The sequence below is a fragment of the Streptomyces sp. S465 genome (assembly GCF_026898115.1).
Taxonomy (GTDB): domain Bacteria; phylum Actinomycetota; class Actinomycetes; order Streptomycetales; family Streptomycetaceae; genus Streptomyces; species Streptomyces luomodiensis.
Genome location: NZ_CP114036.1, coordinates 2,724,639 through 2,744,405 on the forward strand (window position 1 = coordinate 2,724,639; position 19,767 = coordinate 2,744,405).

19 protein-coding genes are annotated in these 19,767 nt (G+C 72.4%); 8 read left to right on the forward strand and 11 right to left on the reverse strand.

What is annotated here, in order from left to right:
* Positions 1-96: 96 nt before the first annotated feature.
* Entirely contained in the window at positions 97-564 is a 468-nt protein-coding gene (locus tag N6H00_RS11755; protein ID WP_268971578.1) for an RDD family protein, read from the reverse strand.
* Positions 565-817: 253 nt separating this feature from the next.
* Here N6H00_RS11755 and glnA point away from each other — a divergent pair, with 253 nt between their 5' ends.
* Positions 818-2,227, forward strand: a complete 1,410-nt coding sequence (gene glnA, locus N6H00_RS11760; RefSeq protein ID WP_268971579.1) for a type I glutamate--ammonia ligase — start codon at positions 818-820, stop codon at positions 2,225-2,227.
* Between the two features lie 85 nt (positions 2,228-2,312).
* On the opposite strand, the gene N6H00_RS11765 is transcribed toward glnA, so the two are convergent.
* From N6H00_RS11765 to N6H00_RS11785, 5 genes are all read right to left on the reverse strand, one after another.
* On the reverse strand, positions 2,313-2,912 hold the full coding sequence (locus N6H00_RS11765) for an Ig-like domain-containing protein (protein WP_268971580.1): 600 nt from the start codon (positions 2,910-2,912) through the stop codon (positions 2,313-2,315).
* A gap of 333 nt (positions 2,913-3,245) precedes the next feature.
* Positions 3,246-4,622, reverse strand: a complete 1,377-nt coding sequence (locus tag N6H00_RS11770; RefSeq protein ID WP_268971581.1) for a hypothetical protein — start codon at positions 4,620-4,622, stop codon at positions 3,246-3,248.
* Between the two features lie 98 nt (positions 4,623-4,720).
* A complete protein-coding gene (locus N6H00_RS11775; protein ID WP_268971582.1) occupies positions 4,721-5,311 on the reverse strand; it encodes a TetR/AcrR family transcriptional regulator in 591 nt (196 codons plus the stop codon).
* 111 nt (positions 5,312-5,422) lie between these two features.
* Positions 5,423-5,941, reverse strand: coding sequence for an inorganic diphosphatase (locus N6H00_RS11780; protein WP_268971583.1), 519 nt, complete (start codon positions 5,939-5,941; stop codon positions 5,423-5,425).
* Positions 5,942-6,024: 83 nt separating this feature from the next.
* Positions 6,025-6,717, reverse strand: a complete 693-nt coding sequence (locus tag N6H00_RS11785) for a TetR/AcrR family transcriptional regulator (protein WP_268971584.1) — start codon at positions 6,715-6,717, stop codon at positions 6,025-6,027.
* 138 nt (positions 6,718-6,855) lie between these two features.
* On the opposite strand from N6H00_RS11785, the gene N6H00_RS11790 reads away from it, so the two are divergent.
* From N6H00_RS11790 to N6H00_RS11800, 3 genes are read left to right on the forward strand one after another with little or no spacing between them, the layout of a single operon-like run.
* Positions 6,856-7,911: a medium chain dehydrogenase/reductase family protein gene (locus N6H00_RS11790; protein WP_268971585.1), complete on the forward strand. Its 1,056-nt coding sequence runs from the start codon at positions 6,856-6,858 to the stop codon at positions 7,909-7,911.
* Positions 7,908-9,311, forward strand: a complete 1,404-nt coding sequence (locus N6H00_RS11795; RefSeq protein WP_268971586.1) for a carotenoid oxygenase family protein — start codon at positions 7,908-7,910, stop codon at positions 9,309-9,311. Before N6H00_RS11790 ends, N6H00_RS11795 begins: the two co-directional genes overlap by 4 nt.
* A 41-nt stretch (positions 9,312-9,352) precedes the next feature.
* Positions 9,353-9,985: a GntR family transcriptional regulator gene (locus N6H00_RS11800; RefSeq protein WP_268971587.1), complete on the forward strand. Its 633-nt coding sequence runs from the start codon at positions 9,353-9,355 to the stop codon at positions 9,983-9,985.
* A 1-nt stretch (position 9,986) separates the two neighbouring features.
* Here the strand turns inward: N6H00_RS11800 and N6H00_RS11805 are convergent, their stop codons facing one another.
* The 3 genes from N6H00_RS11805 to N6H00_RS11815 form a co-directional block, all read right to left on the reverse strand.
* Positions 9,987-10,358: a cupin domain-containing protein gene (locus tag N6H00_RS11805; protein ID WP_268971588.1), complete on the reverse strand. Its 372-nt coding sequence runs from the start codon at positions 10,356-10,358 to the stop codon at positions 9,987-9,989.
* The gene (locus N6H00_RS11810; RefSeq protein WP_268971589.1) at positions 10,355-11,158 is read right to left on the reverse strand and encodes a carbon-nitrogen hydrolase family protein; all 804 of its coding nucleotides are present in this window, start codon (positions 11,156-11,158) and stop codon (positions 10,355-10,357) included. The genes N6H00_RS11805 and N6H00_RS11810 overlap by 4 nt, the downstream gene beginning before the upstream one ends.
* Positions 11,159-11,283: 125 nt before the next feature.
* Positions 11,284-12,639, reverse strand: a complete 1,356-nt coding sequence (locus N6H00_RS11815; protein WP_268971590.1) for an MFS transporter — start codon at positions 12,637-12,639, stop codon at positions 11,284-11,286.
* 233 nt (positions 12,640-12,872) lie between these two features.
* Between N6H00_RS11815 and N6H00_RS11820 the strand changes: the two genes are divergently transcribed.
* Complete coding sequence (locus tag N6H00_RS11820) at positions 12,873-13,595, forward strand: DUF2848 domain-containing protein (protein ID WP_268971591.1); 723 nt, start codon at positions 12,873-12,875, stop codon at positions 13,593-13,595.
* Between the two features lie 146 nt (positions 13,596-13,741).
* On the opposite strand, the gene N6H00_RS11825 is transcribed toward N6H00_RS11820, so the two are convergent.
* Positions 13,742-14,182 carry an SPW repeat protein gene (locus tag N6H00_RS11825; protein WP_268971592.1) on the reverse strand — a complete coding sequence of 147 codons (441 nt, stop codon included), beginning with the start codon at positions 14,180-14,182 and terminating at the stop codon, positions 13,742-13,744.
* 94 nt (positions 14,183-14,276) lie between these two features.
* Between N6H00_RS11825 and N6H00_RS11830 the strand changes: the two genes are divergently transcribed.
* The gene (locus N6H00_RS11830) at positions 14,277-17,306 is read left to right on the forward strand and encodes a helix-turn-helix transcriptional regulator (protein ID WP_268971593.1); all 3,030 of its coding nucleotides are present in this window, start codon (positions 14,277-14,279) and stop codon (positions 17,304-17,306) included.
* 321 nt (positions 17,307-17,627) lie between these two features.
* Positions 17,628-18,416: a S1 family peptidase gene (locus N6H00_RS11835; protein WP_268971594.1), complete on the forward strand. Its 789-nt coding sequence runs from the start codon at positions 17,628-17,630 to the stop codon at positions 18,414-18,416.
* Between the two features lie 61 nt (positions 18,417-18,477).
* On the opposite strand, the gene N6H00_RS11840 is transcribed toward N6H00_RS11835, so the two are convergent.
* Positions 18,478-18,849 carry a 5-carboxymethyl-2-hydroxymuconate Delta-isomerase gene (locus N6H00_RS11840; RefSeq protein WP_268971597.1) on the reverse strand — a complete coding sequence of 124 codons (372 nt, stop codon included), beginning with the start codon at positions 18,847-18,849 and terminating at the stop codon, positions 18,478-18,480.
* A gap of 339 nt (positions 18,850-19,188) precedes the next feature.
* Between N6H00_RS11840 and N6H00_RS11845 the strand changes: the two genes are divergently transcribed.
* Positions 19,189-19,743 (forward strand): winged helix-turn-helix domain-containing protein, encoded by a 555-nt coding sequence (locus tag N6H00_RS11845; RefSeq protein WP_268971598.1) that lies wholly within the window; start codon positions 19,189-19,191, stop codon positions 19,741-19,743.
* The last annotated feature ends 24 nt before the right edge of the window (positions 19,744-19,767 follow it).

Consider the following 19,767-nt stretch of genomic DNA (forward strand, 5'->3'; position numbering starts at 1 on the left):
TTTACGGGTCGTATGTAATCCGCGCATTGTATGTAATCGGAAGCCGGACGGCCGGCCTGCGCGGGGCGGGCCTCGGCGATCCGCGCGGGGCGGGCCTCAGACCCTGATCTGCACCGAGCGGGAGAGCCGGTCGTGCAGTCCGCGGGTGTCGCGGTCCCAGACCACGGCCGGGATGACGAGCACCACCAGCACACTGCGCAGGACGGCCCGCGGCAGGCTCAGCCGCACTCCGCCCTCGCCGATGACCCGCAGCCTGAGCAGCAGCTTGCCGGGGGTGGCGCCGACGGTGCCCACGGTGATCAGGCTCAGCACCAGGAAGACGAGCAGGGCCCAGTTACCGGCGGCCCGCGCATCGCGGCCGGACAGCAGGGCGTAGGAGACGAGGAGGCACAGGGCCCAGTCGATGAAGAGCGCCCCGAAGCGGCGCCCCAGTGGCGCTATGGCGCCCGGTCCGCTCTCGGGAAGCCCGAGGCCCTCTCCCCGGTAGCCGAATTCGACACCCATGTCCTCGGCGGCCGCGCGGGGCCCGGAAAGCCACGATCCGATTGCTTGCCTCTTGTCCACCCGTCCACGTTACTGCGACCGCATACGTTTCCCGGGCCGGGCCCCTCCCCATCGGCTTCCGCCGATCCCGTGCGGCGCCTATTCACCTGCCGCGAAGCCCCCGCAACCACCCCTGAGCCGGTTAACCTGGGTGAAACAAATGGGTCATGCACGGGAAATCCCGGCTGCCTATGGTCGGCGAAGCGCGCCACCGCACAGGACCGCGCGACCGAACGAATCCCCGTCCCCCCGCGGCCGGGCTAGGAGGAGTTGGATGTTCCAGAACGCCGACGACGCTCGGAAGTTCATCTCGGACGAGGACGTCAAGTTCGTCGACGTCCGCTTCTGTGACCTTCCCGGCGTCATGCAGCACTTCACCGTACCGGCGGAGGCGTTCGACCCGAACGAGGAGCTGGCCTTCGACGGTTCGTCGATCCGCGGTTTCCAGGCGATTCACGAGTCGGACATGGCCCTGCGCGCGGACCTTTCCACGGCGCGGGTCGACCCGTTCCGCCGGGACAAGACCCTCAACATCAACTTCTTCATCCACGACCCGATCACGGGTGAGCAGTACAGCCGCGACCCGCGGAACATCGCCAAGAAGGCCGAGGCGTACCTCGCCTCCACCGGTATCGCGGACACCGCGTACTTCGGTCCCGAGGCGGAGTTCTACGTCTTCGACAGCGTGCGCTTCGAGACCAAGTCGAACGAGGCCTTCTACCACATCGACTCCGAGGCGGGCGCCTGGAACACCGGTGCGCTGGAGGACAACCGCGGCTACAAGGTCCGCTACAAGGGCGGTTACTTCCCGGTTCCGCCGGTCGACCACTTCGCCGACCTGCGCGCCGAGATCTCCCTGGAGCTGGAGCGGGCCGGCCTCCAGGTCGAGCGCCAGCACCACGAGGTGGGCACCGCCGGCCAGGCCGAGATCAACTACAAGTTCAACACGCTGCTCGCGGCCGCCGACGATCTCCAGCTCTTCAAGTACATCGTCAAGAACGTCGCGTGGAAGAACGGCAAGACCGCGACCTTCATGCCGAAGCCGATCTTCGGTGACAACGGCTCGGGCATGCACGTCCACCAGTCGCTGTGGCAGAACGGCTCCCCGCTCTTCTACGACGAGCAGGGCTACGCGGGCCTGTCGGACACCGCCCGCTACTACATCGGCGGCATCCTCAAGCACGCCCCGTCGCTGCTGGCCTTCACCAACCCGACGGTGAACTCCTACCACCGCCTGGTCCCGGGCTTCGAGGCGCCGGTCAACCTGGTGTACTCGCAGCGCAACCGCTCCGCCGCGATGCGTATCCCGATCACCGGCTCCAACCCGAAGGCCAAGCGCGTCGAGTTCCGCGCCCCGGACTCCTCGGGCAACCCGTACCTGGCCTTCTCGGCCCTGCTGCTCGCGGGCCTGGACGGCATCAAGAACAAGATCGAGCCGGCCGAGCCGATCGACAAGGACCTCTACGAGCTCGCCCCCGAGGAGCACGCGGGCGTTCCGCAGGTCCCGACCTCCCTCCCGGCCGTCCTCGACTCCCTCGAGGCCGACCACGAGTTCCTCCTCCAGGGCGGTGTCTTCACCTCCGACCTGATCGAGACCTGGATCGACTACAAGCGCACCAACGAGATCGCGCCGCTCCAGCTGCGTCCGCACCCGCACGAGTTCGAGCTCTACTTCGACGTGTAAGCCGACGTGTGAGCGAAAAGCTCGCGGTCTTCGCCGAGCCCCCGCCACCGCCCGATGGGCGGCGGCGGGGGCTCGGTGCGTCAGGTCAGGGGTTCACGGTCTGGGTGTCGGTGCCGGAGGACGGCAGGAAGCTGGTGTCGCCGTTGTAGAGGGCAACCACCAGGTGGGTACCGGCGTCCAGGTTGCTGAGCGACAGCGTCGCCGTACCGCCCGACAGCGGCTGGACGAACGTACCGCCGCCGGAGCCGCCGACGAAGAAGGTGACCGTCCCGGTGGGGACGCCCGACCCGGGTGCGACCGGGGTGACGCTGGCGGTGAACGTGACCGACTGGCCCACCGTCGAGGGGTCCGGCGAGGAGGTCACCGACGTCGTGGTCGCCGACGGGAGGACGATGAGGGCGCCAACGCCGCTGGAGGGGGCGAAGGTGGTGTCACCGCTGTAGTTGGCGAGGACGGCGTGGGCGCCGACGCTCAGCCCGGCGGGGACGGTGACCGAGGTCGTCCCGCCCGACAGCGTCCCGGTCAGGGTGGGGCCGCCGGTGACGACGAACGTGACGGTACCGGTGGGGGTTCCGGTACCCAGTGGGATCACGGTGGCGGTGAGGGTGACCGACTGTCCGGCCGTCGCGGGAGTGGGGGTCACCGTGACCAGGGTGATCGTGGGCGTGGTCGTGGGCGTGGTCATGTTGGGCCCTCCGAGTGAGGTGAGGGTGGTGGGCCTCGCCCGCCACGCGGGCCCGGAGCGGGGCGCGGCGGTGCATCGGAGGCTAGGGGGTGCGCACATACGGCGATCCACGCGGGGATATCCCCGTGTCGCCGTCCCCCGGCAGATGGGGAACCCACCGGTCTGTAGCACCAGTAGGCGCGCGGCTCGCCGCCAATGCCATAGAGGTGCCGCCCAATTACCCCGGATAGCGCAGCGCTCGGCGGCTCCCCCAGCGCACACCGCTCACCTCATACGGCGCGCGTCCCCCACCGCCGGGACACCGCGCACACTCCGCGCATCCAGCCCCGGAGATCAGCCGCCGTCGCCGAAGCCTCCCCCGAAGCCGCCGCCGAAACCACCGTCGAAGCCGCCGCCGTCGCCGAAGCCACCGCCGAAGTCGTCGCCGCCCCCGCCGTCGCCGAAGTCACCGTCCCCGCCGTCGCCGAAGCCACCGCCGAAGTCACCGGTGTCGTAGCCGGGGCCGAGGGATCCGCCCAGCAGCGTGCCGATCAGCAGTCCGGGCAGCAGCATCGAGCCGTATCCGCCGAAGTACCCGCTCGCCCAGGGTCCGTAGGCGGGACCGGCCTCCCAGTACGGGCGTCGCCGGTCGCCGCCGACGGGGACGGTGCGGGCGTCCGGATCGAGGCCGTCGTCGATGCGGGTGGCGTCGGCGGCGCAGGCGGGGACGGAGCGCGAAGTGCCGCCCGCGGGCGCCCACGGGACGTCCCGGACCGATGGTCCGTGCCGCGGGTCGAAGAAGCACGGAGGGCGCCGCTGGGGCAGCGGGCCGCCCTCGCGGCGGGCGTCGAGCATCGCCAGTGCGAAGCGGCCCTCCTCCAGCGCCTCGGTCACCGGCCGCATGTCCCCGGGCCGCCGGGCGGCGGCCGACCTGGCCTTGGCCTCGTCGTACGCGTCCAGGGCGCGGCCGTAGTCCTCCGCCATCTCGGGGGTGGACGCCGGGTCGGCGGGGTCGAAGCCGGTCCGGCCGAGCTTCTCGCCGTACGCGGTGATGTCCTCTTCGACCGCGCCGCGCACCTGCTCCAGCTCGGCCCGCTCGCGCTCACGGCGGTGCTTGTTGGTGCGCCGCAGCATGTAGAGGCCGCTTCCGCCGACGGCGGCCAGGACGATCAGCACCGCCACCGCGTCCCCCACCGACAGGCCGGTGGAGTCCCGCGCGCCCCGGTCGCCGCCGGTCCCCTGGCCGGTTCGGTCGTGGATCGCCGCCGCCGTGTCGGCCACGAAGCCCTCCAGGACCGCCGCGAGATCGCGCGGATGCTGCCGCAGGTTCCGCTCCGCCAGCGCTTGCGAGGTGCGTCCGGGCAGCACCGAGGTGTCGGAGGCCGCTCCGAAGGAGGAGCCCAGCGCCACCGCGTAGACGCCGGGGCGGTCGACGGCAGCGCGCAGCCGCCCGAAGACGCGCTCTCCGCCGTACGCGGGGTCGTCCGGCAGGACGGCGACGTAGACGGGCACCCCGGCGGCACGGATGTGTCCCGCGAGGTCGCGCGCCTGCGCGGCGCTCAGCGCGGCGGAGGCTCGTGGATCGACGTACACCGGGTTGCTGCGCAACGCCTTGCCGATCTTGTCCACGTCCGTTTCGGCACGCGCGCCCCCGGCGGTGAGCACCACCGCCGCCAGGGCGACGAGGAGGGACAGCAGCACCGTGCCCCATCGCGACGTCTTGCCGGACACACCCCGGGGTTACCCGCACATGGGACATCTATGCACATTTAGGACTTGATGCTCAGACGGCCGGTGGTCAGTGCGGCCGGTGGTCAGTGCGGTCGTGGTCAGTGCGGTCGGCGCAGTCCCGCGATGAGGAGCTGGGCCAGTCGACGTGCGTCGTAGTGGCTGTCGCTCTCCGCGCCGATGCAGAGGTTCCCTACGCCGCGCATCAGCTCGTAGGCCCTCAGATCGGAGTGGATCTCGCCGGCGGCGGCCGCGGCGTCGAGCAGTTGGGTGCACACGGGCACGAGGCGGTCGAGGAAGTAGGCGTGCAGCGCGTCGAAGCCGGCGTTGTCGGACTGGAGCACGGCGGCGAGTCCGTGCTTGGTGACCAGGAAGTCGACGAAGAGGTCGATCCACTGCCCCAGGGCGGCGTGCGGAGTCGCGCTGGTCTCCAGCAGGGCCGGACCGGCCTCGGCGCAGGCCTCCACCTGGTGCCGGTAGACGGCGATGATGAGATCCGCCCGGGTCGGGAAGTGGCGGTAGATCGTGGCCGTCCCGACACCAGCCTTGGCCGCGATGTCGCGCACCGGCGCTTCCACGCCCGACGTGACGAAGATGGCGGCGGCCGCCTCGAGCAGGGCCTCCTGGTTGCGCCGGGCGTCCGCCCGCTTGGGCCGGGCCGCTTGGCCCGCGCCGCGGTCGCTGTCGTTCACCGGACCGGCTCCCTCCGTTATCGGGTTGGCTCAGAACAGCGTTCCACAACCTGAAGCGGAGTGAGGTTCCGATTCGCTCGATGATGCGCCGAGGCCGGCATGTCCGGCTTGTCAGGAGGGCCGGAGCCGGCCGACTTCGGTTTCGGCCGCTCGGGCGCGGGAGGCGGCTATTTCCGCGTAGGCCCGGTCGCGGCCCTCCCAGTGGGAGCCCTCGACAGACTTGCCGGGCTCGAGGTCCTTGTAGACCTCGAAGAAGTGGGTGATCTCCATCCGGTCGAATTCGGGGACGTCCCCGATGTCCTGGACACCGGCATAGCGCGGGTCATGGGCCGGGACGCAGAGGATCTTCTCGTCCGGGCCCTTCTCGTCGCGCATGCAGTACATGCCGATGGCCCGGCAGAGGACCACACAGCCGGGAAAGGTCGGCTCGGCGACGGTGACGAGGGCGTCCAGCGGGTCGCCGTCCTGGCCGAGGGTGTGGTCGATGAAGCCGTAGTCGGCCGGGTACTTCGTCGAGGTGAACAGCATCCGGTCCAGCCGGATGCGGCCGGTCTCGAAGTCCATCTCGTACTTGTTGCGGGACCCCTCGGGGATCTCCACGACCACGTCGAACTCAGCGTGCTCCTCCATCGCGCCCTCCGGTCACCCGTGCGCTCCGGTGTCCTTCCAGTGTGCGCCGGGCGCGCCGGACGGGCAGCTCGGACCGGGGCGCCTCAGCCGCCCCGCATCAGGGCGTCGATCTCGGCCTCGAAGAGGACCGAGGGATCGAAGCCCATGGTGGTGAACTGGCCTTGCAGATCCAGGCTGATCACGCCGTGCAGCCGGGTCCAGGCGCGCAGCGCGCGGCCCTTCAGCTCGCCGCCGGGCTCCTCGCCGGACACCCAGGGGCCCGCGCCCTCCAGATGGCGCGCCAGCTCGGCCTCGAGCTCGGTGCGGGGCTGCCCGCCGCTCCCGGCGCCGCCGCTGCCGGTGGCGGCACTCCCGACGGTGGCACAGGCGTCGAGGATGGTCCGCATCAGCCCGGCCGCGATCTCGGTGGTCTCCGGCGGTGCCTGGTAACCGGGCACCGGGGTGCCGAAGATGAGCAGATAGCGGTCGGGCTGCCGCTTCGCCCAGTCGCGCAGGGTACGGGCCAGGGCGCGGAAGCGATCGGCCGGGGCGGCGTCGGCGACGGCCTGGGCCGCGGCCTCGGCCAGATCGCGGTAGGCGTCGGTGATCAGCTCGGTCAGCAGCTCGTCCCGGCTGGCGAAATAGCGGTAGAGCGCGGGGCCTGTCATGCCCATTTCCTTCGCGATCGCGTTGACCGAGATGCCCGCCGTGCCCGCCTCGGCCAGCTGGGCCAGGGCCACGGCCTTGGCCTCCTCCCGGGTCTGCTTGCGGTAGCGCTCTCGCCGTGCTGTCGCCATGGACGCGCCTCTCGTACGGATCGTCGACTTCGCACTTGACACACCGAGAGTAACAGGTTCATTGTTTGGTTAGAAGTTCTTACGAAGACGAGAAGTCATCACACGAACCAGAAGCCCTTACGAAAACCGAGGTCAACCATGCTCACCGAAGTCGTTCTGCCGGGCCGGGTGGAGCCGGAGGGGCTCCAGCTCCGCACCCGACCGCTGCCCGAGCCCGGTCCCGGGCAGGCGCTGGTGGCCGTCGAGGCGTCGGGGGTCTCCTTCGCCGAGCAGCAGATGCGCCGGGGGAAGTACTACGACCAGCCGCCGTTCCCCTTCGTGCCCGGCTATGACCTGGTGGGCACGGTGGTCTCCACCGGCCCCGGGGTCGATCCGGCCCTGCGGGGGCGCCGGTTCGCGGCGCTCACGAAGATCGGCGGCTGGGCCAGCCACGCCCTCCTCGACGCGGGCGATCTGGTGGAGGTCCCCGACGGGGTCGGCGCGGCGGAGGCCGAGACGATGGTGGTCAACGGGATCACGGCCTGGCAGATGCTGCACCGCGTGGCCAAGGTGCGCCCCGGGGCGACCGTGCTCGTTCACGGGGCCAACGGCGGGGTGGGCTCCACTCTGGTCCAGCTCGCCCGTCTCGCGGGCGTCGAGGTCATCGGCACCGCCTCGCCCCGCCATCACGACGCGGTGCGCGCCCTCGGCGCCACCCCGCTCGACTACCGCGACCGGGATCTGTCCGGCCGGGTGCGCGCGCTGGCGCCCGGCGGGGTCGACGCGGTCTTCGACCACGTCGGCGGCGAGGGCATCGTCGACTCCTTCCGGCTGCTCGCCCGCGGCGGCACGCTGGTCTCCTACGGCACGGCGGCCACCCGGGACGTCGCCGGATCGTCCCGGGCCCCGGTGCTCAAGCTGCTCGCCCGGCTGGCCCTGTGGCACCTGCTGCCGAACGGCCGGCGGGCGCACTTCTTCAACCTCTGGGCCGGACGGCGGCGGCGGGCGGCCTACCAGGCCCGGATCCGCGCCGACCTGGGGCAGGTGCTGGCGCTGCTGGCGAGCGGCGAGCTGACCGCGCTGGTGGCGGCGAGGATTCCGCTCACCGACGCCGCGGAGGCGATGCGGCTGGCCGAGTCCGGCACCGTCGCCGGAAAGGTGGTCCTGGTGGCGGATCAGGGTGCCCGCCGGGGCGGCGAGGAGGGCGCGCGATGAGCGGCAAACCCTATGTCAGCGGCCACTACGCCCCCTTGGCGCTGGAGGCGACGGCCTGGGGTCTCACCGTCCACGGCTCCCTCCCGCCCGAGCTGACCGGCCGTTACCTGCGCAACGGCCACAATCCCGTGCCAGGGGTGGTGCCGTCGCACTGGTTCAAGGGCAGCGGCATGGTGCACGGGGTGCGGCTGCGCGGCGGAAGAGCGGAGTGGTACCGCAACCGCTGGGTGCGGACACCGGCCCTCCACGACGCCGTGGAGGCGGCCGCGGGCGGTGCGGGGGCCGCGGCGGCGAGCACGGCCGAGGGGGCGGACGGTGCGGCCGATCTCACCGCCAGCGTCGCCGGCACCCATGTGATCGAGCACGCGGGCCGCGTCCTGGCCCTCCAGGAGGCGAACCTCCCCTATGAGCTCACCCCCGAGCTGGCCACGGTCGGCGCCTACGACTTCGGGGGAAAGCTGACCCGGGCCATGACGGCGCATCCCAAGGAGGATCCGGTCAGCGGGGAGCTTCACTTCTTCTCGTACTCCCCCTTACCGCCCCATCTCGTCTACTACGTCGCGTCCCGCGACGGCCGCATCGTCCGCGAGGAGACCATCGAGGGGGCGGGGCCCTCGCTGATGCACGACTTCGGGCTGACCGAGCACTTCGTGGTCTGGCTGGACCTGCCGGTGGTCTTCGACCCCGCCGAGCGCTCCGGCATCCCCTACCGCTGGTCCGACGGCTACCGGCCGCGCATCGGGGTCATGCCGCGCACCGGGCCGCCCCGGGTCACCTGGTGCGAGGTGGAGCCGGGCGCCCTGCTGCACATCGCCAACGCCTACGAGGACGCGGCGGGCCGCATCGTCGTGGAGGGGCCGCGCTACGACCGCACCGCATGGCAGACCTCCTGGAAGTGGTGGACGGGCGCCCCGGGCCACGCCCCCGTCCCGCTGGTCGGCTCCCTGCGCCACCGCTGGATCCTCGACCCCGCCTCGGGCGGCGTGCGGGAGGAGCCGCTGGACGACCTGGTCACCGAGTTCCCCACGATCAACGACAGCGTGCTGGGACGGCCCAGCCGCTATGCCTACGCCGTCGCCTTCCCCGGGGCCGGCCTGGAGGAGTACGCGCTGGTCAAGTACGACACGGCCACCGGAGCCCGGCAGATCGCGCCGACGGGGCCGGGCCGGATGCCGGGGGAGGCGGTGTTCGTGCCCGCGGCCGGGAGCCGAGGAGGGGGCGAGGACGACGGCTATCTGCTGACCATCGTCAGCGACCTCCGCCGCGACGCCTCCGAGCTGATCGTCCTGGACGCCCATGACATCACGGCCGGCCCCGTCGCCACCGTGGAACTCCCCCACCGCGTCCCCGCGGGCATCCACGGCTCCTGGGTCCCCGACGCCTCCCCCGGTCCGTGGTAATTTTCGTATACGAGTTGTATGCGAAGCAGCATGGGGGCCCAGTGCCAGCGCAGTCCGGACGAGAAAAGGCGTACGCGTTCCTCAAGGAGACCGTGCTGACCGATCCCGACATGCAGGGCAGGTTCCTCACCGAGCAGGAGATCGCCGACCGGATCGGCATCTCCCGGACCCCGATCCGCGAGGCCCTGCTCCTGCTGGCGGCCGAGGACCTGGTCCAGCTGGTCCCCAAGCGGGGCGCGCATATCGCCCCGCTCTCCGGCCGGGAGATCACCGAACTGATGGAGCTGCGCGGGATCGTCGAGCGCCATGCCGCCGAGCAGACCATCGAGGCGGGCACGGTGCCGGTCGGGAAGCTGGCGGAGCTGCTGGAGCGGCAGCGTGGGCTGATGGGGCCGGAGCAGGCCAAGGAGTTCATCGCCGTCGACCACCTCTTCCACGCGACCATGGTCGCCGCGGTGGGCAATGAACTCCTCAACCGGCACTACGACGGACTGCGCAGCCGGCAGATCCGGGCGGGCGTGGTGGCCCTGTTCAACCAGACCGGCCGCCAGGAGGCGGTGCTGGTGGAGCACCAGGCGATCCTGGACGCGGTGGCCTCCGGCGACGTGGCGGCGGCGCGGGCCGCGATCAGCTGCCATCTGGAGACCACGCTGAAGGTGCTGCTCGCCGGGTGAGTCAGCGCCCGGCCGCCACCTCCGGATAGGTGATCACCAGCATGGTGACGCCCTCCTCGGAGACCCAGGGGCCGTGGGGCATCCCCGGTGGCCGGCAGGTGTAGAAGCCGCGGGAGAAGGTCTCCCCCAGCGTCAGATCGCGCATGCTGCCCTCGAGGAGATAGACCTCCTCCCAGCCGTCGTGGCGGACGACCCCGGACGGGGAGGTGTCCGTCCCCGGCTCCCAGCGCACCAGGGCGGTGGTGTGGGTGCCGCTCCCGTCCACGGCCAGGATCTGTTCGCTGACTCCGGGGACCGCGCCCGGCGGCCGTCGCCAGGGCGCGGAGGGCAGGTGGAACTCGAGTTCGGGTTTGGCCCCGCCGGTGCCGCTCATGGCCGTACGCCCAGCCTGCGGTTGTCCAGGACGGCCACGCTGCGCCGTACGGCGGTGACCTCCTCGGTGTCCACCTCCCCCACCAGCAGCCCCGGTCCCGCGTCCAGCCGCTCCCGTACGGTGCCGTCCGGGCCGATCAGGGCGCTGTGGCCGATACCGGTGGGGGCGGAGGTCGCGGCGGTCCGGCCGGACGCCGCCGGGTCGGCCTGGCCCACGGCGGCCAGCCATACGGTGGCGTCGAGCGCCCGCGCCCGGGTCAGCAGTTCCCACTGCTCGCGCTTACCGGGGCCCGCGCCCCAGGAGGCGGGCAGCACCGAGAGCACCGCACCCGCGTCGGCGTGCGCCCGGAAGAGCTCGGGGAACCGTACGTCGTAGCAGGTGGCCAGGCCGATCCGGACCCCGTCGAGGTCGAAGGTCACCACCTCCGAGCCCGGGGCCACCGTCTTGGACTCGGCGAAACCGAAGGCGTCATACAGATGGATCTTGTCGTAGGAGGTCTCCACTCCCGGGCCGGTGGCCAGCAGGGTGTTGGTCACCCGGCCGTCCGGCGCCGGGGTGAACATCCCGGCCACGACCACCAGCCCGGCATCCTTCGCGATCTGCCGGACCTCGGTGGCCCAGGGGCCGTCCAGCGGTTCGGCGACCGGTTTCAGCGGGATGCCGAAGCAGGCCATCGCCGCTTCGGGGAACACCACCAGACGGGCGCCGGCCTCCGCCGCGCGGTCCGTCTGCTCGCGCAGGAGGGCCAGGTTCTGCTCCGGCTCCGGACCGGTGGTGATCTGGCTCAGTGCGATGCGCATCAGGGGTGCGGCCTCTCTTCCATGGGTTGTTGGGTCCACTATGCGCCGTCCGGCGCCACGTGGCGGAGATCGAGTTCCGCCCCGGCCGGACCGGGTCGACCGGCCCGACCCGGCCCGGCCCGGCTTCAGCCGACCGTGGCGGAGGGGCGGTCCCCGGCGGACAGCGGCTCCGGTTCCTCCCGCTGAGCACCGGACGCGTCGCGGCCCAGACACAGTCCGACGACGGTGACGGCGGCCGTGACGGCGATGTAGAGCGCCAGCGGCACCCATGCGTGATAGGTCCCGAGCAGCGTGGTGAAGAGCAGCGGCGCGATCGCACCGCCGATGATCCCGGCCAGGGTGTAGGCGAGCGAGGAGCCGGTGTAGCGCAGCCGCGGGGAGAACTGCTCGGCGATGAAGGCCGCCTGCGGCCCGTACATCAGCGAGTGGATCACCAGCGCGCCGATGACCCCGAGGGTGAGCAGCGCCCAATTGCCACCGGCGACCAGGGGGAAGAACAGGAACGGCCAGACACCGGCGGCCACGGCGGCGCCCCCGTACAGCAGCCGCCGGTTGACGCGGTCCGAGAGCGCCCCGGCCAGGGGGATGAGCACGATCTGCAACGAGGAGCCGATCAGCACGGCGGTCAGCGCCGACCCCCGTGACATGCCGAGTTCCTCGGTGGCGTAGGTGAGGACGAAGACGGTGAACATCGCGTACAGCACATCGGGGGCGACCCGGCTGAGGATCGCGGCGGTCAGCGCCCTCGGCTGGGTGGTGAACACCTCGCGCAGCGGTGCCTCCGGCCGGTCCTGCGCGGCCTCCATGGCCTTGAAGACCGGCGTTTCCTCCAGTTTGGCGCGGATCCACAGGCCGAACACCACCAGGGCACCGGAGAGCAGGAACGCCACCCGCCAGCCCCAGCTGATGAACTGGTCCTCCGTCAGCGCCGCGCCCAGCCCGGCCAGGACGCCGTTGGCCAGCAGATTGCCCGCCGGAGGGCCGATCTGTGCGGCGGAGGCGTAGAAGCCACGCCGCCGCGGATCGCCGAACTCGCTGGACAGCAGCACCGCACCGCCCCACTCACCGCCGACGCCGACGCCCTGCGCGAAGCGCAGCAGCACCAGCGCGGCCGGGGCCGCGACGCCGACCGTGGCGTAGGTGGGGAGCAGCCCGATCAGCAGTGTGGCGGCGCCGATGAGCACGAGCGTCGCGATGAGCACCTTCTTGCGGCCGATGACATCGCCGAGCCGGCCGAAGACGAAGCCGCCCAGCGGCCGGGAGACATAGCCGACGGCGTAGGTGGAGAACGCCAGCAGAGTGCCGGTGAAGGGGTCCTTGGAGGGGAAGAAGAGGTCGCCGAAGACCAGCGCCGCGGCGGCGGAGTAGACGGCGAAGTCGTACCACTCCAGGGCGGTGCCGGTGAGGCTGGCGACGAAGGCGCGGCGAACCCCGGACCGGTCGGCCCGGGGCGGCGGTGCGCTGGATGCGGTGTGCTGCATGTTCCGTCCTCGAGGTGGTGCGTGAGGTTGACGGGGGTGGTGCGGTGAGGGGCCAGGGTAAGCGCTCGACCTTCCGGCATACTTGTTGTATACCAAGCGTATGCGCAACCCTTCCGGAGGAAGTTAACCGCTTCGAAACCACGGAAACCACGGCAACCGCAGAAACCGTAGAAACCGCACTCGACCCCGCAGCCACCGCACATCGCCCCATCGCGCCTTGGAGAGCACCACCCATGACCACGCAGCCGTCGCAGCCCTCACAGCCCGTCCAGCCCTCGCTCACCTTCGAGCTCCCCGATGGCTCCCTCCAGCAGGTGCGGGTCACCCAGGTGCTCAACGCGGGCTACGCCGGACGCAGCCAGGAGGACGTGGCCGCCCATGTCGCCGAGCTCGCCGAGCTGGGCGTGCCCGCACCCTCCGTGACGCCCGCCCTCTACCCGGTCTCCCCCTACCTCGCCCAGCAGACCGGCCGGGTCAGCGTCCAGCACGCCCGCACCTCGGGCGAGGCCGAGTGGGCGCTGGTCGTGGCCGCGGACGGAGAGCTGCTGCTGACGGCCGCCTGCGACCACACCGACCGGGCCCTGGAGGTCCACGGCGTGGCCTGGAGCAAGAACGCGGCCCCCGATGTGCTCGCCGCCCGCGCCTGGCGGCTGGCCGATGTGGCACCCCGCCTCGACGATCTGACCCTCCGCGCCTGGGTCACCCACGACGGCACCGAGACGGAGGTGCAGAGCGGCACCCTGGCCGAGCTGCTGCCGCCCGCCTACTGGGTCGAGGTGCTGCGCGAACGCGGTGACCTGGTGCCCGGGACCGTGCTGATCTCCGGCACCATCCCGATGGCCGAGGGCGTGGACCAGTTCGCCGAGCGGTGGCGGGTGGAGCTGGGCGACCCGGCCACCGGCGAGACCATCGAATGCGCCTACGACGTGGTCCCGCTGCCCGAGCCGATCGGCTGAGACCGGCCGCACGGGGATCATCCGGGACCGGCCGCACGCGATCGTCCGGGACCGGCCGCACCAAGGCCGTCCGCCGTACGCCCCTCGGGGTCGTACGGCGGGCGGCCTTCGCCGATATGCGGCGGTGGGGTGGTGTCAGCGTCCGGTCAGGTCTCCCTGCCCTTCCGCATCACCATGCCGGCTGCGATCAGCCCGAACAGGCAGGTGATAGCGCCGACGACGACATTGTTCACGATCATCCCGGCATCAGGACCCCGGGCGACCACCCAGGGGGAGATGATCATCCACACACCGATCGCGGACATGGCCCAGCACAGGCTGTACATCCTCCTCGGTGCCGTGGTGAGTCCGAGCCCCAGCAGGGCGACGGTGACACCGAGAATGAGGTTGTTGACCATGAGGTTGGGGCTGGTGCCCGAGAAGTGCACCACCCATGGAGAGATGGCGAAGTACAGACCGGCGAGAAGCACCGGCCCGTCGAGGAAGACAACGTCCCGCGCGTCCATCATGCGGGCGTAGCGCTCCCGCATCTCGGACACGTCGGGGTGGCCCGTAAGATCACCTCTCGCACGTGAGACGTCGGCCATTCGACTCGCCTCCTTCGATCCATGCAAGTCTGACCGCGCAGTGCGGTAAAAACACCGCACCACCATTGTGCGCCTCGCCTTGGTTTATAGGTAGATGTCGGATTCGTGGTCGATGGCGTACGGTTCGCCGTCGGCCGCCGTACGGGCACGCGCACAGGAGGCAGGGGAGGGGGCGAGGCCCGTGGAGCGGTACGGCGAACAGCCGGAACCCGTGGTCGGACGCGGTGAGCTGCTGGCACGAGGGCGTGAACAGCTGGCCCGGGGCGGCAGCCTGCTGCTTCCCGGCCCCGCCGGGATCGGCAAGTCCACCGTGCTGCGGGCGCTCGCCGCCGAGGGCGCGGACGGCGGGCGGCGGCTCGTGCTGCGCTGCTCACCGACCGAGTCGGAGAGTCAACTGCCGTTCCTGTCCCTCATCGATCTGCTGGGACCGGTGGCCGACGAGGCGTCCGACGCGCTGCCCGCCGCGCAGCGCGCGGTCCTGGACGCGGCGCTCACCGGGCGGCGCGGCCCGGCCGACCACCACGACGGACTGGCGCTGCGGCTGGCCGTGCTGTCGGTGCTCCGGACGCTGGCCGGGCGGGCGCCGGTACTGCTGGTGGCCGACGATCTCCAGTGGATGGACGCGCCCAGCCGGGAGTTGCTGGCGTTCGCGGCCCGCCGGACGGGCGGACTGCCGCTGCGGATGATCGCGGCGGTACGGACCGGCGCCCCCGGGACGGACCGCGTCGCCCCGGACCCGCCGACGGACGCCGGGCAGCACTCCCCGGACCACCCCCGCAGCCGCCCCCTGGACCGCTCCTTCGGCCGGCCCCTCGGCCACCTCGCAGCGGAGACGGACGGCATCGACCACTTTCTACGCGCGTTACCTCCGCCCGCGCTCGTCCTGCCCGTCCCCCCGCTCACCTATCCGCAGACGGCCGCGCTGCTCTCGGCGCGACGCCACGGAAGACCCGCGGACCTGCCCGGTTCCGTGGTCCGGGAGATCCATCGCACCAGCGCGGGCAATCCCTTCTACGCCCTCGAACTGAGCCGCGCCCTGGCCGAGTCGGGGACCCTGCCGCGCCCCTGCGACCCCCTCCCGGTGCCCACCGGGCTGCGCGCCCTGGTCCTCGACCGGCTGCGCGCCCCCGCCGCCGGCACCCGGGAGACCCTGCTGCTGGCGAGCGCCGCCGCCCGCCCCACCCTCGCGCTGCTGCGGGCGGCCGGACGCCCGGACGCCGAGGCGGAGCTGGCCGAGGCCGCCGCACTGGGCCTCGTGGACGGCGAGACGGAGCCGGTGGTGCGGTTCACGCATCCGCTGGTCTCCGCCACCCTGTACGCCGCCGCCGGGCCCCGCGAACGGCGCGGTGCGCACGCCGCCCTCGCCGCCGCCTCCACCGACCTCATCGAGCGGGCCCGCCATCTGGCGCTGGCCGCCCCCGGCCGCGACGAGCGGGTGGCCCGCACCCTCGCCGGGGCGGCCGCCGTGGCCCGGGAGCGCGGGGCGCCCGCGGCGGCCGCCCGGCTCGGGTTGCTCGCCGCCGACCGCACCCCGTCCGAGGCGGCGCCCGCCGCCCACGCCCGGCGGCTGGTGGCGGCCGAGGACGCGCTGGTCGCGGGCGAACCGGAGGTGGCCCGCGGCATCGCGCACGAGGTGCTCGCCGAGTCCGTACGCCCCGCCGACCGGGTGCGCGCCTGGATCGCCGTGATCGACTCCGCCGGGCAGGCCATGGCGGACGTGGACGACGTCTTCCCGCAGGCGCTCGCCGACGCGGACGGCGATCCGCGGCTGCTGGCGCCGCTGCACTACCAACTGTCCTGGCGGGCCCTGCTGGTCCTCGGCTCGCTGCCGCGGGCCCGTGCCGAGGCCGCCGAGGCCGCGCGGCTCGCGGCCCTCGCCGAAGACCGCCGCACCGAGCTGCTCGCGCTGTCCTTCCAGGCGCTGGCCGAGACACTGATGGGCCACCGGGACGCCGAACAGACCCTGGCCAGAGCCCTCGCCGAGCCCCAGGACCCGCACGTGGCCCGCGACCACAACGGCCCCGGTCACACCCGCTTCCGCTGCCTGCTGATGAGCGACCGGCTGGACGAGGCGCGGGCCGTCGTCGGAACGCTGGTCCGGCTGGCCGAGCGGAGCGGGGCCGTGGAGAGCCGCATCCTGTTCCTGCGCGGGCTCGCCGAGACGGAGCTGCGGGCCGGCCGCTGCGCCCACGCCCTCGAACTGGCCCACCGCAGCCTGCGGCTGGCGCGCGACGCCGGGATCGGCGAGGGCCCCGCCCTCCAGCTCACGGCGCTCGCGGAGGCGGCGGGCGGCAGCGTGGCACGCGCCCTGACGCTGGCCCAGGAGGCGGTGCACAGCGCCGAGGAGGACGGCGATCTGCTCTACCTCGCCCGCCATCTGTACGCGCTGGGCCACGCCCGGCTGGTGTGCGGCGACGCCGAGGGCGCGGTGACGGCGCTGCGGCGGGTACGGGAACTGGAGCGCGGGCAGGGCGTGATGGACCCGGCGCGCGGCCGCTGGCAGGGCGATCTGGCCGAGGCCCTGGTGGGCACCGGCCAACTCGCGGAGGCCGCCCAGGTGATCGAGTCCACCCGGGCGTCGGCGACCCGGCTGGGGCGCGGCGGGGTGCTGGCCGTGCTGGCCCGCGCGCAGGCGATGGTGACGGCCGCGCACGGCGATCCGGGAAAGGCGGCGGGCGCGCTGCGCGCGGCGGGCGGCCGACTCGGCGGGCTCGGCTACCGGGTCGAGGAGGGGCGCTGCGCACTGGCGCTGGCCCGGGTGGAACTGGGCCGTGGGGAGGTGGCGGCGGCCCGTACCGCCCTGGAGGCGGCGGCCCGGGTCTTCCGGCGCGCCCGCGCCCACCCCTGGCTGGAGCGGACGACGGCCGAACTCGCCGCCGTACCGGCCGGGTCGGCGCCGCCCGCGGCCGGTGTGACGGCGCGGCCACGGCTGTTGGACACCCTCGCCGAGACCGAGCGCCGGGTCGCCACGCTCGTCCTGGAGGGGGCGACCAACCGGGAGATCGCCGCCCGGCTGTTCATCAGCGTCAAGACCGTCGAGGCGACGCTGACGCGGGTCTATCGAAAACTGGGGATCCGATCGCGGGTCGACATCGTCAGACTCGCGACGGACGGCGGCGCGTGAGGACGCGCGGCGGCCGCGCGGCCCCGAGGCCCCGATGTGCCGCAATGTGCCGCGATGAGATGCGGCGGCGCGTGAGGGCGCGATGAGGGACGAGGGATGCGAGGGTGGCGCGACCGCACGGGTAACGGCCGTGTGAAACGGGTTTACCGACGGGGCATAGGGGGTTTTCCCTATGGCCCCGATCGAGGGCCGACCCTCATTGGGCGGGTGGCGGACGGCTCTTAGCGTGTAGCCGCCGTCGGCGACGGGCCACGTCGCCGGCCGACTGTGCTCCGCTTCCGGTTCCGGTTTCCCCCACTCCTCGAAGCCCTGGAGAGAAGCATGTTCTTCAAGCTCCCCCGCCGCGCCGCGCTCGCCGCCGCCGCCGTCGCCACGGCCGCCTCCCTCGCCGGTGTGCTGACCGGCACCGCGCAGGCCGCTCCGCAGCCCATCGTGGGCGGTTCGACGACCACGACCACCGCGTACCCGTACGTCATGCAGATCACCGACGCCTCGCAGAACCAGTTCTGCGGCGGCACGCTGGTCTCGCCGACCAAGGTCGTGACCGCGGCCCACTGCATGGTGGGCGAGACCACCAGCAGCGTCCGGGTGGTCGGCGGCCGCACCTACCTCAACGGCACCAACGGCACGGTGAGCAGAGTCAGCAAGATCTGGATCAACCCGTCGTACAGCGACGCCACCAACGGCGACGACGTGGCCGTGCTGACGCTCTCCACGTCCATGCCGTACACCACGCTGCCGTACGTGTCGTCCTCCGAGACCGGGGTGTACGCCGCGGGCACCACCGCCCGCATCCTCGGCTGGGGCACCACCAGGTCCGGCGGCTCCTCCTCCAACCAGCTGCGCACGGCCACCGTCCCGACCGTGTCCGACTCCAGCTGCAGCAGCTCGTACGGCTCCGACTACATAGCCTCCGACATGGTCTGCGCCGGGTACACCCAGGGCGGCGTGGACACCTGTCAGGGCGACAGCGGCGGCCCGCTGATCATCAACGGCAAGCTGGCGGGCATCACGTCCTGGGGCAACGGCTGCGCCCTGGCCGGCTACCCCGGTGTCTACACCCGGCTGACCACCTTCTCCTCACTGGTGTCGGCCCAGGTCAACTCCTGACCGGCCGGCCGCCCGCGGGGACGTCGCGGAACGCGTCCCCGCGGGCGGCCGCACGCGTCCGTCAGGCCGGATGCGCCACCTCGTGCTGCTGGTAGCAGTCACGGTCGAGATCGCGCACATCGACGGTGGTCTGCACGGTCAGTCCCGGCACGGGCGACACATGGGCGCGGGCCACCTCCAGAACGGCGGCGGACAGCTCCCGCTTGGTCTCGGCGTCCCGCCCGGACAGGATGGACACCTCGACATGGATCATGGCGAGGCCCGGAGCGCCGTCCGCCAGAAACGCGTCCTCCACCCGCCGGAAGCGGGTCTTGCAGCCCGCCACCGCCGTGTCGACGGTCTTGGCGATCACCGGGTGCAGGGCGGCACCGAAGCCGGGACGGTCGAAGGCGTCGGTCAGGGTGTCGGAGTATTCGACGACGATATGCGGCATGTGCTTGCGCTCCTCAAGGGGTACGCGGCGGCCTGTGGCACTCCCGCGTGGGGCCTCTTAACGTGGGCATCGTCGCACTTCTTCGTTCTCCGCGGCCGAGCGCCCCGGGCCCGGTATCTGCTTCAATAGGGGGCATGGCCAGCCTCCACCACCTCGCGACGGGTCGATACGACCTCGAGCCGTTCTGGCCGTCCCGGCAGGCGCACCACTTCGACCGCGAGTGTTGCCGCGCATCCGATGCGCGGGCCCGCTCGCTCGGCCGCTGATCTCTCCGCCCGGCCGCCCAGCCCGCGCGCACGACGTCCACTGACGCCCTCTCGCGCGAAAGAGCTGACCTCCATGACGCACGTCCGTAGTCTGTCGTCCGCCCCCGTCGCCCCGTCCGTCCCGGCGGCCCGCCAGCGGCTCCGAGCCGTCGCACCGGACGAGGTGCCGCCGGTCGCCGATCTGCTGCACCCCGGCGCCACCTGGCTGCCCGCTCCCCCGCACACCGTGCCCGCGCTCCCCGGCCATCCGCCGATGGTCGGCTATCTGGTGCTGGTCCCGGCCGACCGGCAGCAGCCCGAGGCCGCGGCGCCCTCGGAGGCGTCACCGGCGACCACGGGTGACGGGCTCATCCGGATAGACCCCGAGCAGCGGACCGCCCAGATCGCGGGACGCCCGCTGGACCTGACCTATCTCGAGTTCGAGCTGCTGACCCATCTCGTCGCCCATCCGCACCGGGTGCACACCCGCGACCAGCTGGTGACCACGGTGTGGGGGTACGGCCATGTCGGCGACGGCCGGACCGTCGATGTCCATGTGGCCCGGCTGCGCCGCAAGATGGGCCCCGAGCACCGGGGCACGATCGTGACGGTGCGGCGCGTCGGGTACAAGTACGTGCCCACGGTCTGACCCGTATCCGCCACGCGACGCCCG

Excerpts from the sequence above, each read along its gene's own strand:
- glnA (WP_268971579.1), top strand. The coding sequence starts at position 818 with ATGTTCCAGAACGCCGACGACGCTCGGAAGTTCATCTCGGACGAGGAC.
- N6H00_RS11765 (WP_268971580.1), bottom strand. The coding sequence starts at position 2,912 with ATGACCACGCCCACGACCACGCCCACGATCACCCTGGTCACGGTGACC.
- N6H00_RS11780 (WP_268971583.1), bottom strand. The coding sequence starts at position 5,941 with ATGGAGGAGCACGCTGAGTTCGACGTGGTCGTGGAGATCCCCGAGGGG.
- N6H00_RS11785 (WP_268971584.1), bottom strand. The coding sequence starts at position 6,717 with ATGGCGACAGCACGGCGAGAGCGCTACCGCAAGCAGACCCGGGAGGAG.
- N6H00_RS11790 (WP_268971585.1), top strand. The coding sequence starts at position 6,856 with ATGCTCACCGAAGTCGTTCTGCCGGGCCGGGTGGAGCCGGAGGGGCTC.
- N6H00_RS11795 (WP_268971586.1), top strand. The coding sequence starts at position 7,908 with ATGAGCGGCAAACCCTATGTCAGCGGCCACTACGCCCCCTTGGCGCTG.
- N6H00_RS11805 (WP_268971588.1), bottom strand. The coding sequence starts at position 10,358 with ATGAGCGGCACCGGCGGGGCCAAACCCGAACTCGAGTTCCACCTGCCC.
- N6H00_RS11810 (WP_268971589.1), bottom strand. The coding sequence starts at position 11,158 with ATGCGCATCGCACTGAGCCAGATCACCACCGGTCCGGAGCCGGAGCAG.
- N6H00_RS11815 (WP_268971590.1), bottom strand. The coding sequence starts at position 12,639 with ATGCAGCACACCGCATCCAGCGCACCGCCGCCCCGGGCCGACCGGTCC.
- N6H00_RS11820 (WP_268971591.1), top strand. The coding sequence starts at position 12,873 with ATGACCACGCAGCCGTCGCAGCCCTCACAGCCCGTCCAGCCCTCGCTC.
- N6H00_RS11825 (WP_268971592.1), bottom strand. The coding sequence starts at position 14,182 with ATGGCCGACGTCTCACGTGCGAGAGGTGATCTTACGGGCCACCCCGAC.
- N6H00_RS11830 (WP_268971593.1), top strand. The coding sequence starts at position 14,277 with ATGTCGGATTCGTGGTCGATGGCGTACGGTTCGCCGTCGGCCGCCGTA.
- N6H00_RS11835 (WP_268971594.1), top strand. The coding sequence starts at position 17,628 with ATGTTCTTCAAGCTCCCCCGCCGCGCCGCGCTCGCCGCCGCCGCCGTC.
- N6H00_RS11840 (WP_268971597.1), bottom strand. The coding sequence starts at position 18,849 with ATGCCGCATATCGTCGTCGAATACTCCGACACCCTGACCGACGCCTTC.
- N6H00_RS11845 (WP_268971598.1), top strand. The coding sequence starts at position 19,189 with ATGACGCACGTCCGTAGTCTGTCGTCCGCCCCCGTCGCCCCGTCCGTC.